A 13,641-nucleotide genomic window follows, 5' to 3' on the forward strand; every position below is an offset into this window, starting at 1 on the left:
ACGCCAACGAGCGTCACCACACAAGCAGGACCAAATCAGGGCACAGCATATTTTTTGGATCGATCATGAAGACGTTTTCCGCAAAAGCCCATGAGGTGACGCGCGAATGGTACGTGATTGACGCGACGGATAAGGTTCTCGGCCGTGTCGCCAGCGAAGTGGCACGCCGTCTTCGCGGCAAGCATAAGCCTGAGTTCACCCCGCACGTCGACACCGGTGATTTCATCATCGTCATCAACGCCGGCAAGCTGAAGGTCACGGGCAACAAGACCACCGACAAGAAGTACTACCGTCACTCGGGCTACCCGGGCGGCATCTACGAAACGACGTTTGGCAAAATGCAGGAACGCTTCCCGGGCCGCGCGCTTGAGAAGGCGGTCAAGGGCATGCTGCCGAAGGGTCCGCTCGGCTACGCGATGATCAAGAAGCTGAAGGTCTACGCAGACGCAACGCATCCGCACTCGGCCCAACAGCCGAAGGCGCTCGAGATCTAAGGGGAGCCCACATGATCGGTAACTGGAACTACGGTACGGGCCGCCGCAAGAGCGCCGTCGCTCGTGTCTTCATCAAGTCGGGCAAGGGCGAGATCGTCGTCAACGGCAAGCCCATCGCCGACTACTTCTCGCGCGAAACGTCGCTGATGATCGTGCGCCAACCGCTGGAACTCACGAACCACGGCCAGACGTTCGACATCAAGGTCAACGTGACCGGCGGCGGCGAAACCGGCCAGGCCGGCGCAGTCCGCCACGGTATCACCCGCGCGCTGATCGACTACGATGCGACCCTCAAGCCGGCTCTGTCGACCGCAGGGTTCGTCACGCGTGACGCACGTGAAGTCGAGCGTAAGAAGGTCGGCTTCCACAAGGCACGCCGCCGCAAGCAGTTCTCGAAGCGTTAATCGCTTGGACGTTGCGCGCCTCACGGAGCGCAACTGCTACAAAAAGCCGCCAGTGCGTCATGCGCCGGCGGCTTTTTCGCTTTCAGGGCCACCGCGCAGGGCCGCAGCGCGCGTTTTGTGCGTGTCTGGCGCGTGTTTTACGGAGAGGGCCTCTTGATTCTGTGGGCTTAAGCACGATATTGGGAACAGCCCTACAATAGCGGTTAAAGCCTTTATGGAGAGTTCGAATGAGCGCTGTCACCGAAACCCCCGTGACCGAAATGCCCGGTCCCTTCGTTTTCACCGACGCGGCGGCTGACAAGGTCAAGCAACTGATCGACGAAGAAGGAAACCCGGAGCTGAAGTTGCGCGTATTCGTGCAGGGCGGCGGCTGCTCGGGCTTCCAGTATGGCTTCACGTTCGACGAAGCAATCAACGAAGACGACACCGTGATGAACAAGAACGGCGTCCAGCTGCTGATCGATTCGATGAGCTATCAATATCTCGTCGGCGCCGAGATCGACTACAAGGACGATCTGAACGGCGCGCAATTCGTCATCAAGAACCCGAACGCGAACACCAGCTGTGGTTGCGGCTCGTCGTTCTCTGTCTGACCGAAACGCAGCGAATACTGAGCGAAAGCGTCACTGCATAAAAAACGGGGCATCAAGCCCCGTTTTTATTTGTGTGGCGCATCGATGAATCCACGCGCTGGCGATCAGCGCGGATAAATCGCACCCAGCACGCGTTCGCCCGCTGCGCCCGTCACGGAAGCAAGATTGCCGGGTTCGCGCGCGAGACAGCGCATCGCGAGCCACGCAAACGCGAGCGGCTCCACCTGATGCGGCGGCACGCCGAGCGCAGCGGTCGTCGATACCTGCACGCCGTTTGCACCGACCGTCTCCAGCGCACTTTGCAGCGCCGCCATCAGCACCGGATTGCGTGCACCGCCACCGCATACGCACACCGCACGGCAGTCCGCCGCGTGACGTTCGATTTCGCGCGCCACGCTCACGGCGGTCAGCGCGACGAGCGTTGCTTGCACGTCGGCGGGAGCGAGCGTCTCGAAGCCCTTGAGCTTCGCATCGAGCCACTGCGCGTTGAACAGATCGCGCCCCGTGCTTTTTGGCGGCTGCTGCGCGAAGTACGGTTCGTCGAGCAACGCGTCCAGCAGCGGTTGGTGCACGGCGCCGCTTGCGGCGAAGTGCCCGTTATCGTCATAGGGCTTGCCGAGGTGGCGCTCCGCCCACAGATCGAGCAGCGCGTTCGCCGGGCCGCAGTCGAAGCCGCGCACTTCACCCGTGGCCGGCAAAATCGTGATGTTGCTGATTCCCCCCAGATTGCAGACGACGCGCGTGTCTTCGTTCGATCCGAACACTGTCGCGTGAAACGCGGGCACGAGCGGCGCGCCCTGGCCGCCGGAGGCGACATCGCGACGGCGGAAATCGGCGATCACGTCGATATGCGTCAGTTCGGCGAGCAGCGCCGGATTCTGGATCTGCACCGTGTAGCCTTTTTCGGGGCGGTGCCGCACCGTTTGTCCGTGTGCGCCGATCGCGCGGACGTCGTCGGCGGCGAGATTGCCCGCACGCAGTAATTCGTGGCAGCACACGGCGTAGCGCGCCGCGAGCGCGTTGCCGGCCAGCGCCTCACGCTCGATTTCGTTTTCGCCCGGCTGTTGCAGCGAAAAGAGCGCCTCGCGCAAATTGTGGGCGAAGGCAACGAACGCCTCGGCCAGCACGACCGGCCGTTTGCCCTGCTCGAAGCGCACTGCGACGCCGTCCACGCCATCCATGCTCGTGCCCGACATCAGGCCGAAATACACGCCATCTGCGGGGTTTGCGCTCTCTTTTCGCGCATCGCGTAGTGCCACGTCGTGCTCCTCGTTGATTGCGATGTTCGTTTCGTGGCGTCGATTATCGGCGCAATGGCGCTTGCACGTAAGCCAAGGCGACAACCCGTGCGACAACCCGTACGAGGCTTTTAACGGGGCGCAGGCGCTGAAACATCGGGGACATCGCTCGAATCACGTAAAATCGCGGTCTAAACCTGACTTTACGATCGAAGCATGAGCACCGAGTCCCCGAATACCCCCGCCTTTCCGGTCACCGACGAGGTTCGTCACGCGCTCGCCGTCACGAAGCGCGGCGTGGATGAACTGCTGATCGAAGAAGAATTCCTGCAGAAACTCGCGAAGAGCGCCGCCACCGGCAAGCCTCTGCGCATCAAGCTCGGTCTCGATCCCACGGCGCCCGATATCCACATCGGCCACACCGTGGTGCTCAACAAGATGCGTCAGTTGCAGGATCTCGGCCATACCGTGATCTTCCTGATCGGCGACTTCACCTCGCTGATCGGCGACCCGTCGGGCCGCAACGCGACGCGTCCGCCGCTCACGCGCGAGCAGATCGAATCGAACGCGAAGACCTACTTCGAACAGGCCGCGCTCGTGCTCGACCGCGACAAGACCGAGATCCGCTACAACAGCGAATGGTCGATGCCGCTCGGCGCCGACGGCATGATCAAGCTCGCGTCGCGCTACACCGTCGCGCGTATCCTCGAGCGCGAAGATTTCACCAAGCGTTTCCAGAACGGCGTGCCGATCTCGATCCACGAGTTCCTGTACCCGCTGATGCAGGGCTACGACTCGGTTGCGCTCAATGCCGACCTCGAACTCGGCGGCACCGACCAGAAGTTCAATCTGCTCGTCGGCCGCGAGCTGCAGAAGCAGTACGGCCAGGAGCAGCAGTGCATTCTCACGATGCCGCTGCTCGAAGGCCTCGACGGCGTCGAGAAGATGTCGAAGTCGAAGAACAACTACATCGGCATCAGCGAGAAGCCCAACGACATGTTCGGCAAGCTCATGAGCATCTCCGACGTGCTCATGTGGCGCTACTTCGAGCTGTTGTCGTTCCGTCCGATGAGCGAAATCGAAGGGTTCCGCCGCGAAGCCGGGGAAGGGCGCAATCCGCGCGACTTCAAGGTGATGCTTGCGCAGGAAATCGTTGCGCGTTTTCACTCGCAGACGGATGCCGGGCGCGCGCTCGAAGACTTCAATCACCGCGCGAAGGGCGGCGTGCCCGACGACATTCCTTCGGTGACGCTCGCCGGTGCGCCGCTCGCGATTGGCCAGTTGCTCAAGCAGGCGGGGCTCGTGCCGTCGACGAGCGAGGCGCTGCGCAACATCGAGCAGGGCGGCGTGAAGATCGACGGTGCGACCGTGTCCGACAAGGGCCTGAAGGTCGAGGCGGGCGAGTTCGTCGTGCAGGTGGGCAAGCGCCGTTTCGCGCGCGTGACGCTGACCGCGTGATGATGTTGCATCCGCAACGGATGGGCTGCACGAACCCCACGGACCGCACGGACCGCTCCGACCGCGCGCACCAGCGGGAGCGCGAGCGATGATCGCCTTGATCCAGCGCGTACGCCGCGCCGATGTGCGCGTCGACGAGCGCGTGACCGGCGCGATCGGCCAGGGGCTGCTCGCGCTTGTCTGCGCCGAGCGCGGCGACACCGAGGCCCAGGCCGACAAGCTGCTCGCGAAGCTGCTCGGCTACCGCGTGTTCAGCGATGCGGCCGGCAAGATGAATCTTCCGGTGCAGAACATCGACGGCAACGGCACGGCGGGCGGCCTGCTGCTCGTTTCGCAGTTCACGCTTGCCGCCGACACCAACAGCGGCCTGCGACCGAGCTTCACGCCCGCTGCGCCGCCCGAGGAAGGTCGCCGGCTGTTCGAATACTTCGTCGCCGCCGCGCGTGCGAAGCATCCGTTCGTCGAGACGGGCGAATTCGGCGCCGACATGCAGGTGTCGCTCGTCAACGATGGTCCGGTGACCTTCTGGCTGCAAGTCCGCAACTGAGTCTTCCCGGTTTTCCCGGGCCCTGGCCCTTCACCGCGCGCGCCGCTCCATGACCACGCAAATCCTCTTCATCCGACACGGCGAAACCGACTGGAACCGCATCAAGCGCATCCAGGGGCACATCGACATCCCGCTCGCGAACAGCGGCATCGAGCAGGCGCAGCAGCTCGCCGTGCGCATCGCCGCCGAGGCGCAAGCCGGAGCGCGGCTCGACGCGGTCTGGTGCAGCGACCTGATGCGCGCGCAGCAAACCGCGCAGCCGTTCGCACAGGCGCTGCATCTGCCGCTGCAACTTGCGCCGGGATTGCGCGAACGGCACTACGGCGCGTTCCAGGGCCACGACAGCGACGAGATCGCCGCGCGCTTTCCCGACGAGTACGCACACTGGCAAACGCGCGACCCGGGCTTCACGCCGCCCGAGGGCGAATCGCAGCGCGCGTTCTACCATCGCGTGCTGCACGCGCTCGAACCGCTGCTCGCCGCGCATCCGGACGGACGCATCGCGGTCGTCACGCACGGCGGCGTGCTCGACTGCGTCTATCGCTTTGCGCAGGGCCTGCCGCTCGATGCGCCGCGCAACTGGCCGCTCCTCAACACGAGCGTGAACGTCGTCGATTTCGAAACCGATGGCTACGTCACGCAGGCACGCGTCGTGGCCTGGGCCGACGTCGCGCATCTGGGCGGCGCGAGCGCCGACGACGGCTTCAGGCGCGCAATCTAACCGGGTTATTGGCCCGTACCGCGCAAAACCTCACGCATCGGGCATAAGCGCCGTCGTCGCGTGCGATGCCGATTTTGTCGTCGGCATCAAGCCCTCTCATCTCTTTCTTGCGTCCCCTTTCTAATCGTCAACCCGAAACCGGAATTGGCTGATACCATTCTTCCGACCTTTGCGCCGCTGCGGCCTTTTGGCGCTGCGACACTGCTTTACCAGCGGTTTCGCGGGCCGGCCGTGCGTTGAAGAGGACGCGCGCGTGTCGCGCCGCGGCGCGCAAAGGGCTACATGAAAGTTGGTTCCAGAAAAAACGCAGGAGATTTCAATGACGTTCAAGTTTCACAAGCTGCTGCCAGTCAGCGCCGCAGTCGTTGCACTCGCGACGATGTCCGCCTACGCATCCGCCGACCAGATCGTGAAGATCGGCCACGTCGGCCCGCTCACCGGCGGCTCGGCCCACCTCGGCAAGGACAATGAGAACGGCGCGCGTCTCGCCATCGAAGAGATCAACGCGAAGGGTCTCACCATCGGCGGCCAGAAGATCACGCTGCAGCTTGACGGCCAGGACGACGGGGCCGACCCGCGCCAGGCGACCCAGGTTGCGCAGAAGCTCGTCGACGACAAGGTCGTCGCCGTGATCGGCCACCTGAACTCGGGCGCTTCGATCCCGGCTTCGAAGATCTACAGCGATGCAGGCATCGTGCAGATCTCGCCGTCGGCGACCAACCCGGCCTACACGCAGCAAGGCTTCAAGACGACCTTCCGCGTCGTTGCGACCGACGCGCAGCAAGGCCCGGCACTGGCCAACTACGCAGGCAAGACGCTGAACGTGAAGACCGTCGCGGTTATCGACGACTCGACCGCGTACGGCCAGGGCCTCGCGAACGAGTTCGAGAAGACCGCCAAGGCGCTCGGCATGAAGGTTCTGTCGCATGACGCGACGAACGACAAGGCCGTCGACTTCCGCGCGATTCTCACGAAGGTCAAGGGCGAGAACCCCGACGCGATCATGTACGGCGGCATGGACGCAACCGGCGGTCCGTTCGCCAAGCAGGCGAAGCAACTGGGCCTGCGCGCGAAGATCCTCGCGGGCGACGGCGTCTGCACGGAAAGCCTCGCGAATCTCGCGGGCGCAGCGGCCGACAACGTCGTGTGCTCGCAGGCCGGCATGGCGCTCGAACGCATGGACGGCGGCGCGGCGTTTGCGGCGAAGTACGCGAAGCGCTTCGGCCACGGGATCGAATTCGATGCACCGTTCACGTACGACACGGTGTACATCATCGTCGACGCGATGAAGCGCGCGAATTCGACCGATGCGGCGAAGATCCTCGCAGCGATCCCGACGACCGACTACAAGGGCGTGATCGGCGAAACGACCTTCGACTCGAAGGGCGACCTCAAGCACGGCGTGATCTCGCTGTACAACTACAAGGCAGGCAAGAAGACGCTGCTCGACGTGGTGAAGATGTAATTTGCCGCGCGCCGTAAGGCGCGTCGGGCATGAAGCAACGGCCAACCCGCGCTCCGCGGGTTGGCCGTTCTGTTTTGGGCGATACCTGCTGTCGTGAGTTGCTGGCGGCAGCCGTTGACGGCCGCTGTTGACGGCAGTTGCCGGCGTTAGCGCGGCGGCTGGGCCGCCCGCCGCCTTGCACGCTTCGACACGCCGTTGACGAGCGCCCAGCGCATCACGGGCGCGAGCGTGCGCATGCCGGGCTGCACGAGTACATGGCGCACGCGCGCAAAGCGGTCGAAGCCGAGCAGTTGCTGTGCGAACGGCGGCAAGAGGTCGATGCCGGCCTGTCGAATCAGCGCGCCCGCCGGACGCATGGACGGTCGCGGCGCGGGCGCGTTCATGAGCACGCGCACGACTTCGCGCGTGCGGTCGCTGGCCACGAGTTCGGGCTGCATCGCGCGCAGGTACGCTTCTATCCCCGCGCACGATTCGGGTACGTCGGTCGCGCCGAGGAGTCGCGCAATGCGCGCCGTCTCCGCGTAATACCGGTCCTGCTCCGCGCCTGGCAGCGCCGGATTCACGTAGCGCAGATGCGCCGCCAGAAAGCTCGATACTTCGGCGACATGCACCCACGTCAGCAGCGCAGGCTCGCTCGCGCTGTAGGGACGGCCGTCCGGCGCCGTGCCCTTCACGTTTTCGTGGATCCGCTTCACGCGCTCGATCAGCGCGAGCGCGTCGGAGCGGTTGCCGTAGGTCGTGCCGGCGATGAAGGTCGCCGTGCGGCGCAGCCGGCCGAGAATGTCGTCGCGGAACGTCGAGTGATCCAAGACGCCCGCGAGCGCGAGCGGATGGAGCGCCTGCAGCAGCAGCGCGCTGACGCCGCCCGTCATCATCGACGCGAAATCGGCGTGCACCTTCCAGCACACGGCGTCGGGGCCGAACAGGCCAGGATCGCCCGGCGGCGACGAGTAATCGAGTTTGGGACCGCCGCCCGTGGTGAGGTGCGTCACGCTGCCGGCGAGCGCCATGCGCACGCGTTGCGCGAGCAGGCCGGTCAGACTGGTCGGCTTGGGGGCGTCGTGGCGGCGGCCGGCGTGTTGTTCGGACATCGCGATTTCACTCGAGCCCGTCGCGCATCAGGATGCGCCGGGATCCCAGAGGCCGCCCGAGGCCGCTGCATCCGGCGCGATGAGCCCGAAGTGGCGGTAGGTGAGCTGCGTTGCGACGCGCCCGCGCGGCGTGCGTTGCAGATAGCCCTGCTGGATCAGGTACGGCTCCAGCACGTCTTCGATCGTGTCGCGTTCTTCGCCGATTGCCGCAGCCAGGTTGTCGACGCCGACCGGCCCGCCGTCGAACTTGTGCAGGATCGCTTCGAGCAGCTTGCGGTCCATGAGGTCGAAGCCGACCGGATCGACGTCGAGCATCTTGAGCGCGGCGTCGGCCACGCTCGCGGTGATGGCGCCGTCGGCCTTCACTTCGGCGAAGTCGCGCACGCGCCGCAGCAGACGGTTCGCGATACGCGGCGTGCCGCGCGAGCGCCGCGCGATTTCGAGTGCGCCGTCGGGATGAATCTGTGCGCCGAGCAGCGATGCGGAACGCTGCACGATGCGGGAGAGTTCGCTGGCGTTGTAGAACTCCAGCCTCGACACGATGCCGAAGCGGTCGCGCAGCGGGTTCGTGAGCATGCCCGCGCGCGTGGTCGCGCCGACCAGCGTGAACGGCTGAAGGTCGAGCTTCACGCTGCGCGCGGCGGGCCCTTCGCCGATCATGATGTCGATCTGATAGTCCTCGAGCGCCGGATAGAGGATTTCCTCGACGACCGGCGAGAGCCGGTGAATTTCGTCGATGAAGAGCACATCGTTCGGTTCGAGGTTCGTGAGCAAGGCGGCGAGATCGCCCGCGCGTTCGAGCACCGGGCCCGAGGTCTGCCGCAGATTGACCCCCATTTCACGCGCGATGATGTGCGCGAGCGTGGTCTTGCCAAGCCCAGGCGGCCCGAACAGCAGGACGTGGTCGAGCGGTTCGGAGCGGCGCTTCGCGGCCTCGATGAAGATCTCGAGCTGGCCGCGCACCTTTTCCTGGCCGACGTATTCGTCGAGGTGACGCGGCCGCAGCGCGCGCTCGAACGCCTCTTCGTTGGGCGAGGCCGGCGTGGCGGCGATTACGCGTTCGGCGCTGGCGCCGGCATTGGCACCGGCATTGGCACCGGCGTTTGCACGATTGGCGGCGAGTTTGTCGGTTTCGATCATGCAGCGATTGTACAGCGCAAGGCGTGCGCGGGCGGGCCGTGCCCGGCGCCCCGCTGCACGCTACGCGCGCCGCCGTTATGCCTTCGACAGCACCTTCAGTGCGAGCTTGATCCCCTCGGATACGCCGGTGCCCGCAGGAACGTTCTTGATCGCGGCGAGCGCTTCCTTCTCCGAATAGCCGAGCGCGAGCAGCGCGTTGAGGATGTCGCTGGCGTGATCGGACGGCGAAGCGGCCGAGGCCATCGCACCGAGATCCGCGCCGAGCTTGCCCTTGAGTTCGAGCAGCAGACGCTCGGCGGTCTTCTTGCCGATGCCGGGCACGCGCGTGAGGCGCGCCGCGTCCTGCAGCGTCACCGCCTGCGAAAGCTCGTGCACGCTCATGCCCGACAGCACCGCGAGCGCCATGCGTGCGCCGATGCCCGTGATCTTGAGCAGCTCGCGAAACGTCGAGCGCTCCTGCGGCGTGCCGAAGCCATAGAGCAGATGGGCGTCCTCGCGCACGATCATCTGCGTGAGCAGCACGATCTTTTCGCCGGTGCCGGGCAGGTTGTAGAACGTGCTCATGGGCACGTCGATTTCGTAGCCGACACCGTTGCAGTCGACGAGCAGGTGCGGCGGATTCTTTTCCAGCAGGACGCCGGCAATGCGACCGATCATGGCGGATTCAGTGATGGGAGAAAGCGTGAGTGTAGCGGAGCGGGGAGCGCAGTCAGCCGTGCAGTCAGCCAATCAACCGCCCGCGCCGCACGCGCATGCCCTTCTTCGCGAGCGTAGGCGCGAGTGTGCCGAGCGCCGCGAGCGCATCGCCGCCATGAGCATGGCAGATGGCCATGCCGAGTGCGTCGGCGGCGTCGGTGCCCGGCGTGCCCGAGAGGTCAAGCAGGCGCACGACCATCTGCTGCATCTGTTCCTTGGTGGCGCGGCCGTAGCCTACGACCGCCTTCTTGAGTTGCAGCGCGGTGTATTCGGCGACCGGCACGCCGCCCGTCACGAGCCCGCAGATTGCAGCGCCACGCGCCTGGCCGAGCAACAGCGTCGATTGCGGATTGATGTTGACGAACACCTTTTCGATCGCGGCATGATCGGGCGCGTGCTGGCGGATCAGCGTGGAAACGCCTTCGTAGATCGTGCCGAGGCGCGTGGGCAGATCGGCGTCGCCCGTGCGGATCACGCCGCTCGCGATATACGTGAGCTGATGGCCGTGACGCTCGATCACGCCGAAGCCGGTAACGCGCAAGCCGGGGTCGATGCCGATGATTCTCATGAAGAGCGGGGAAAAACGAATGTGCCTGCGATGGTACAACGAACGGCAGCGCCGCTGCGAGCGGATCGAGCGCACAAAAAAGCCTGCGGGACGTGCAGTTACGTGCAGTCCGGCAGGCCTTTTGACGGTGCGGCGCGCGCTTCAGCGGGCCAAATGCGGAACGCGCCGCACCTGAACGCCCTGGTGAAACTTAGTGACGGAAGTGGCGGACGCCCGTCACCACCATGGCGATGTTGTGCTCGTCGGCGGCGGCGATCACTTCATCGTCGCGCATCGAGCCGCCCGGCTGGATCACGCAGGTCGCGCCCGCGGCCACGACGACGTCGAGGCCGTCGCGGAACGGGAAGAACGCGTCGGACGCCACGGCCGTTCCCGTGAGCGCGAGGCCCGCGTTCTGCGCCTTGATGCTCGCGATGCGCGCCGAGTCCACGCGGCTCATCTGGCCCGCGCCCACGCCCATCGTCATGCCGTTCGCGCAGAACACGATCGCGTTCGACTTCACGAACTTCGCGACGCGCCAGGCGAACAGCAGATCGTCCATTTCCTTCGGCGTCGGGTGGCGCTTCGTCACGACACGCAGTTCGTGCGGCTGCACGTTCTTCGCGTCGAGCGACTGCACGAGCAGGCCGCCGCCCACGCGCTTCAGGTCGAATGCGTTGTGGCCATCGCCGAGCGCGATTTCCAGCAGACGCACATTCTGCTTCGCGGCAAACACGGCCTTCGCGGCGCTCGTGAACGACGGCGCGATCAGCACTTCGACGAACTGCTTGCTGACGGCCTGCGCCGCTGCTTCATCGACTTCGCGGTTGAACGCGATGATGCCGCCGAACGCCGAGGTCGGATCGGTCTGGAACGCCTTCGCGTACGCTTCGTGCGCATCGGCGCCCACAGCCACGCCGCACGGATTCGCGTGCTTGACGATCACGCAGGCGGGCGTGCTGAACGTCTTCACGCATTCCCATGCCGCGTCCGAATCGGTGATGTTGTTGTACGACAGCTCCTTGCCCTGCAGCTGCGTGTAGTTCGAGAGCGCACCGGCGGGCGCGGCGAGGTCGCGGTAGAACGCGGCGCTCTGGTGCGGGTTTTCGCCGTAGCGCAGGTCCTGCACCTTGTCGAACGCGAGATTCAGCACGGCCGGATACGTATTGCGCGAGCGGTGCTCGAGCGCTTCGGTCAGGCTCGTGAGGTAGTTGGTGATCGCGCCGTCGTATTGCGCCGTGTGCGCGAACACCTTGGTCGCGAGGCGGAAGTTCGTTGCGTAGCTCACGGTGTTGCCGCTTGCGCGCATTTCATCGAGCACGCCCGCGTAGTCGGCGGGATCGACCACGACGGTCACGTCGCGGTGATTCTTCGCCGCCGAGCGCAGCATCGTCGGGCCGCCGATGTCGATATTCTCGATCGCGTCTTCCAGCGTGCACTCTTCCTTCGCAACGGTCTGGACGAACGGATACAGGTTCACCACGAGCAGATCGATGGTGGGGATGTCGTGCTTCGCAAGCGCGGCCATGTGCTCGGGCAGGTCGCGGCGCGCGAGGATCCCGCCGTGAACCTTCGGGTGCAGCGTTTTCACGCGGCCATCGAGCATTTCCGGGAAGCCGGTGTAATCGGCGACCTCGGTGACGGGGAGGCCTGCTTCGGCGAGCAGTTTCGCGGTGCCGCCAGTCGACAGGATCTTGACGCCGAGCGAGGAAAGCGACTTCGCGAAGTCGACGATGCCCGACTTGTCGGAAACGGAGATGAGCGCTTGCTTGATCATGATGGGGGAGGGAGCCGGAAGGATCGAGGGTGCCGCGCGAGGCGCTACAGCAGGCCGTGCTGCTGAAGCTTCTTGCGCAGCGTGTTTCGGTTAATGCCGAGATACTCGGCGGCCAGCGACTGATTGCCGCCGGTTTGCTCGAGCACCACCTCGAGCATCGGTTTTTCGACGATCGAAATCACCATTTCATACACGTCGTGCGGGTTGGAGCCGTCGAGATCCTGGAAATACATGTCGAGGCTCTCGCGGACGCATTGTTCGATGTTGTGCTTGCTCATGCTGCCAGTCGATCGGTTGATTCGCCCTCGCCATCCGGGGCTTCGCTGCTGTCTTCTTCTTCGTAGACGAGACGATCCGAGCGCGCCTTTTGTTCTTCGAAGAACCGGTTGACGGCGAGGAGTTGTTCGCGCGTGGTGTCCAGCGTATTCATACGGTGCCGGAACGCGTTGGCGCCGCAAAGGCCGCGAGTGTACCAGCCGATATGCTTGCGTGCAGTGCGAACGCCCGCATACTCGCCGTAAAACGCGTAGTGATCCTCCAGATGCTCGTTCATGATCGACTGGATTTCTTCGACGAACGGCGGCGGCAGCAGCTCGCCGGTCGCGAAGAAATGGCCGATCTCGCGAAAGAGCCACGGGCGGCCCTGCGCGGCGCGCCCGATCATGATGGCGTCGGCGCCGGTTGCCGCGAGCACGTCGCGCGCGCGCTGCGGCGTCGCGATGTCGCCGTTGGCGACGACCGGGATGCGCGCCGCGGCTTTCACCGCGGCAATCGTTTCGTACTCCGCTTCACCGTGATAGAGGTCGGCGCGCGTGCGCCCGTGCACGGTCAGCATCGCGATGCCGCAATCCTCGGCGATGCGCGCGATGGCCAGCGCGTTGCGGTTTTGCCGGTCCCAGCCCGTGCGGATCTTGAGCGTGACGGGCACGGCGTCGGGGCCCGTGCCCACCGCATCCACGACGGCTTTCACGATGCGCGCGACGAGCGGCTCGTTTTGCAGGAGCGCCGAGCCCGCCGCCACGTTGCACACTTTCTTGGCCGGGCAGCCCATGTTGATGTCGATGATCTGCGCACCGTTCGCCACGTTGTAGCGTGCGGCTTCGGCCATCATGGCCGGATCGGCCCCGGCGATCTGAACGGCGATCGGCTCGACCTCGCCCGTGTGGTTCGCGCGCCGCATGGTCTTTTCGCTCTTCCAGAGCTGCGCGTTCGACGCGACCATCTCCGACACCGCGTAGCCCGCGCCGAGGCGCTTGCACAGCTGACGAAACGGCCGGTCCGTGACGCCCGCCATCGGGGCGACGAACAGGTTGTTGCGCAGAGTGTGACGGCCAATCGTGAGCATGAAGCGCGGGCGAAGCCGCCGCCGCGCGATGGTTCCGATGAATCCGGTGTTTCCGGTGGTTCGGACCCTGGCGCGGCTACGGCCGGGAAAAAATGGGGGAAACGCCTATTTTAGCTTAAGCGACC

Annotated in this window: 15 protein-coding genes; 7 read left to right on the forward strand and 8 right to left on the reverse strand. The window is 65.1% G+C overall.

The genetic code is table 11. From position 1 onward, the window contains the following. The first annotated feature begins 65 nt into the window (after positions 1-65). The 3 genes from rplM (at position 66) to erpA (ending at position 1,491) form a co-directional block, all read left to right on the forward strand. Entirely contained in the window at positions 66-494 is a 429-nt protein-coding gene (rplM, locus tag Q0L30_RS05210; RefSeq protein WP_296652147.1) for a 50S ribosomal protein L13, read from the forward strand. Between the two features lie 11 nt (positions 495-505). Beyond that, positions 506-898, forward strand: a complete 393-nt coding sequence (rpsI, locus tag Q0L30_RS05215; RefSeq protein ID WP_293035550.1) for a 30S ribosomal protein S9 — start codon at positions 506-508, stop codon at positions 896-898. A gap of 227 nt (positions 899-1,125) precedes the next feature. After that, on the forward strand, positions 1,126-1,491 hold the full coding sequence (gene erpA / locus Q0L30_RS05220) for an iron-sulfur cluster insertion protein ErpA (protein ID WP_296652154.1): 366 nt from the start codon (positions 1,126-1,128) through the stop codon (positions 1,489-1,491). A 104-nt stretch (positions 1,492-1,595) separates the two neighbouring features. On the opposite strand, the gene Q0L30_RS05225 is transcribed toward erpA, so the two are convergent. Continuing rightward, positions 1,596-2,750: an anhydro-N-acetylmuramic acid kinase gene (locus Q0L30_RS05225; RefSeq protein WP_296652156.1), complete on the reverse strand. Its 1,155-nt coding sequence runs from the start codon at positions 2,748-2,750 to the stop codon at positions 1,596-1,598. Positions 2,751-2,945: 195 nt separating this feature from the next. On the opposite strand from Q0L30_RS05225, the gene tyrS reads away from it, so the two are divergent. The 4 genes from tyrS to Q0L30_RS05245 all read left to right on the forward strand — a co-directional run bounded on the left by tyrS (position 2,946) and on the right by Q0L30_RS05245 (position 6,920). Next, positions 2,946-4,187, forward strand: coding sequence for a tyrosine--tRNA ligase (gene tyrS, locus Q0L30_RS05230; RefSeq protein ID WP_296652158.1), 1,242 nt, complete (start codon positions 2,946-2,948; stop codon positions 4,185-4,187). An 88-nt stretch (positions 4,188-4,275) separates the two neighbouring features. Next, a complete protein-coding gene (gene dtd / locus Q0L30_RS05235; protein ID WP_296652161.1) occupies positions 4,276-4,734 on the forward strand; it encodes a D-aminoacyl-tRNA deacylase in 459 nt (152 codons plus the stop codon). A 49-nt stretch (positions 4,735-4,783) separates the two neighbouring features. Further along, the gene (locus Q0L30_RS05240) at positions 4,784-5,455 is read left to right on the forward strand and encodes a histidine phosphatase family protein (RefSeq protein WP_296652163.1); all 672 of its coding nucleotides are present in this window, start codon (positions 4,784-4,786) and stop codon (positions 5,453-5,455) included. Positions 5,456-5,774: 319 nt separating this feature from the next. Continuing rightward, positions 5,775-6,920 carry a branched-chain amino acid ABC transporter substrate-binding protein gene (locus Q0L30_RS05245; protein WP_296652168.1) on the forward strand — a complete coding sequence of 382 codons (1,146 nt, stop codon included), beginning with the start codon at positions 5,775-5,777 and terminating at the stop codon, positions 6,918-6,920. A 146-nt stretch (positions 6,921-7,066) separates the two neighbouring features. Here Q0L30_RS05245 and Q0L30_RS05250 read toward each other — a convergent pair whose 3' ends face one another. The 7 genes from Q0L30_RS05250 to dusB all read right to left on the reverse strand — a co-directional run bounded on the left by Q0L30_RS05250 (position 7,067) and on the right by dusB (position 13,516). Then, positions 7,067-7,930, reverse strand: a complete 864-nt coding sequence (locus Q0L30_RS05250; RefSeq protein ID WP_296652420.1) for an oxygenase MpaB family protein — start codon at positions 7,928-7,930, stop codon at positions 7,067-7,069. Between the two features lie 108 nt (positions 7,931-8,038). Next, positions 8,039-9,151 carry a Holliday junction branch migration DNA helicase RuvB gene (gene ruvB / locus Q0L30_RS05255; RefSeq protein WP_296652171.1) on the reverse strand — a complete coding sequence of 371 codons (1,113 nt, stop codon included), beginning with the start codon at positions 9,149-9,151 and terminating at the stop codon, positions 8,039-8,041. A 75-nt stretch (positions 9,152-9,226) separates the two neighbouring features. Beyond that, the gene (gene ruvA, locus Q0L30_RS05260) at positions 9,227-9,808 is read right to left on the reverse strand and encodes a Holliday junction branch migration protein RuvA (RefSeq protein ID WP_296652173.1); all 582 of its coding nucleotides are present in this window, start codon (positions 9,806-9,808) and stop codon (positions 9,227-9,229) included. A gap of 64 nt (positions 9,809-9,872) precedes the next feature. Continuing rightward, positions 9,873-10,415 carry a crossover junction endodeoxyribonuclease RuvC gene (gene ruvC, locus Q0L30_RS05265; RefSeq protein ID WP_296652176.1) on the reverse strand — a complete coding sequence of 181 codons (543 nt, stop codon included), beginning with the start codon at positions 10,413-10,415 and terminating at the stop codon, positions 9,873-9,875. 190 nt (positions 10,416-10,605) lie between these two features. Further along, positions 10,606-12,171: a bifunctional phosphoribosylaminoimidazolecarboxamide formyltransferase/IMP cyclohydrolase gene (gene purH / locus Q0L30_RS05270; protein ID WP_296652178.1), complete on the reverse strand. Its 1,566-nt coding sequence runs from the start codon at positions 12,169-12,171 to the stop codon at positions 10,606-10,608. Positions 12,172-12,215: 44 nt separating this feature from the next. Continuing rightward, positions 12,216-12,449: a Fis family transcriptional regulator gene (locus Q0L30_RS05275; protein WP_293039737.1), complete on the reverse strand. Its 234-nt coding sequence runs from the start codon at positions 12,447-12,449 to the stop codon at positions 12,216-12,218. After that, complete coding sequence (gene dusB, locus Q0L30_RS05280) at positions 12,446-13,516, reverse strand: tRNA dihydrouridine synthase DusB (protein WP_296652185.1); 1,071 nt, start codon at positions 13,514-13,516, stop codon at positions 12,446-12,448. Before dusB ends, Q0L30_RS05275 begins: the two co-directional genes overlap by 4 nt. Positions 13,517-13,641: the final 125 nt, after the last annotated feature.

Origin of the sequence: Paraburkholderia sp., assembly GCF_024281035.1 — a bacterium.
Classification (GTDB): Bacteria; Pseudomonadota; Gammaproteobacteria; order Burkholderiales; family Burkholderiaceae; genus Paraburkholderia.

What these genes read in the sequence shown, in the direction of transcription:
- rplM (WP_296652147.1), top strand. Translation starts at nt 66, where the DNA reads ATGAAGACGTTTTCCGCAAAAGCCCATGAGGTGACGCGCGAATGGTAC.
- rpsI (WP_293035550.1), top strand. Translation starts at nt 506, where the DNA reads ATGATCGGTAACTGGAACTACGGTACGGGCCGCCGCAAGAGCGCCGTC.
- erpA (WP_296652154.1), top strand. Translation starts at nt 1,126, where the DNA reads ATGAGCGCTGTCACCGAAACCCCCGTGACCGAAATGCCCGGTCCCTTC.
- tyrS (WP_296652158.1), top strand. Translation starts at nt 2,946, where the DNA reads ATGAGCACCGAGTCCCCGAATACCCCCGCCTTTCCGGTCACCGACGAG.
- dtd (WP_296652161.1), top strand. Translation starts at nt 4,276, where the DNA reads ATGATCGCCTTGATCCAGCGCGTACGCCGCGCCGATGTGCGCGTCGAC.
- Q0L30_RS05240 (WP_296652163.1), top strand. Translation starts at nt 4,784, where the DNA reads ATGACCACGCAAATCCTCTTCATCCGACACGGCGAAACCGACTGGAAC.
- Q0L30_RS05245 (WP_296652168.1), top strand. Translation starts at nt 5,775, where the DNA reads ATGACGTTCAAGTTTCACAAGCTGCTGCCAGTCAGCGCCGCAGTCGTT.
- Q0L30_RS05250 (WP_296652420.1), bottom strand. Translation starts at nt 7,930, where the DNA reads ATGGCGCTCGCCGGCAGCGTGACGCACCTCACCACGGGCGGCGGTCCC.
- ruvB (WP_296652171.1), bottom strand. Translation starts at nt 9,151, where the DNA reads ATGATCGAAACCGACAAACTCGCCGCCAATCGTGCAAACGCCGGTGCC.
- ruvA (WP_296652173.1), bottom strand. Translation starts at nt 9,808, where the DNA reads ATGATCGGTCGCATTGCCGGCGTCCTGCTGGAAAAGAATCCGCCGCAC.
- ruvC (WP_296652176.1), bottom strand. Translation starts at nt 10,415, where the DNA reads ATGAGAATCATCGGCATCGACCCCGGCTTGCGCGTTACCGGCTTCGGC.
- purH (WP_296652178.1), bottom strand. Translation starts at nt 12,171, where the DNA reads ATGATCAAGCAAGCGCTCATCTCCGTTTCCGACAAGTCGGGCATCGTC.
- Q0L30_RS05275 (WP_293039737.1), bottom strand. Translation starts at nt 12,449, where the DNA reads ATGAGCAAGCACAACATCGAACAATGCGTCCGCGAGAGCCTCGACATG.
- dusB (WP_296652185.1), bottom strand. Translation starts at nt 13,516, where the DNA reads ATGCTCACGATTGGCCGTCACACTCTGCGCAACAACCTGTTCGTCGCC.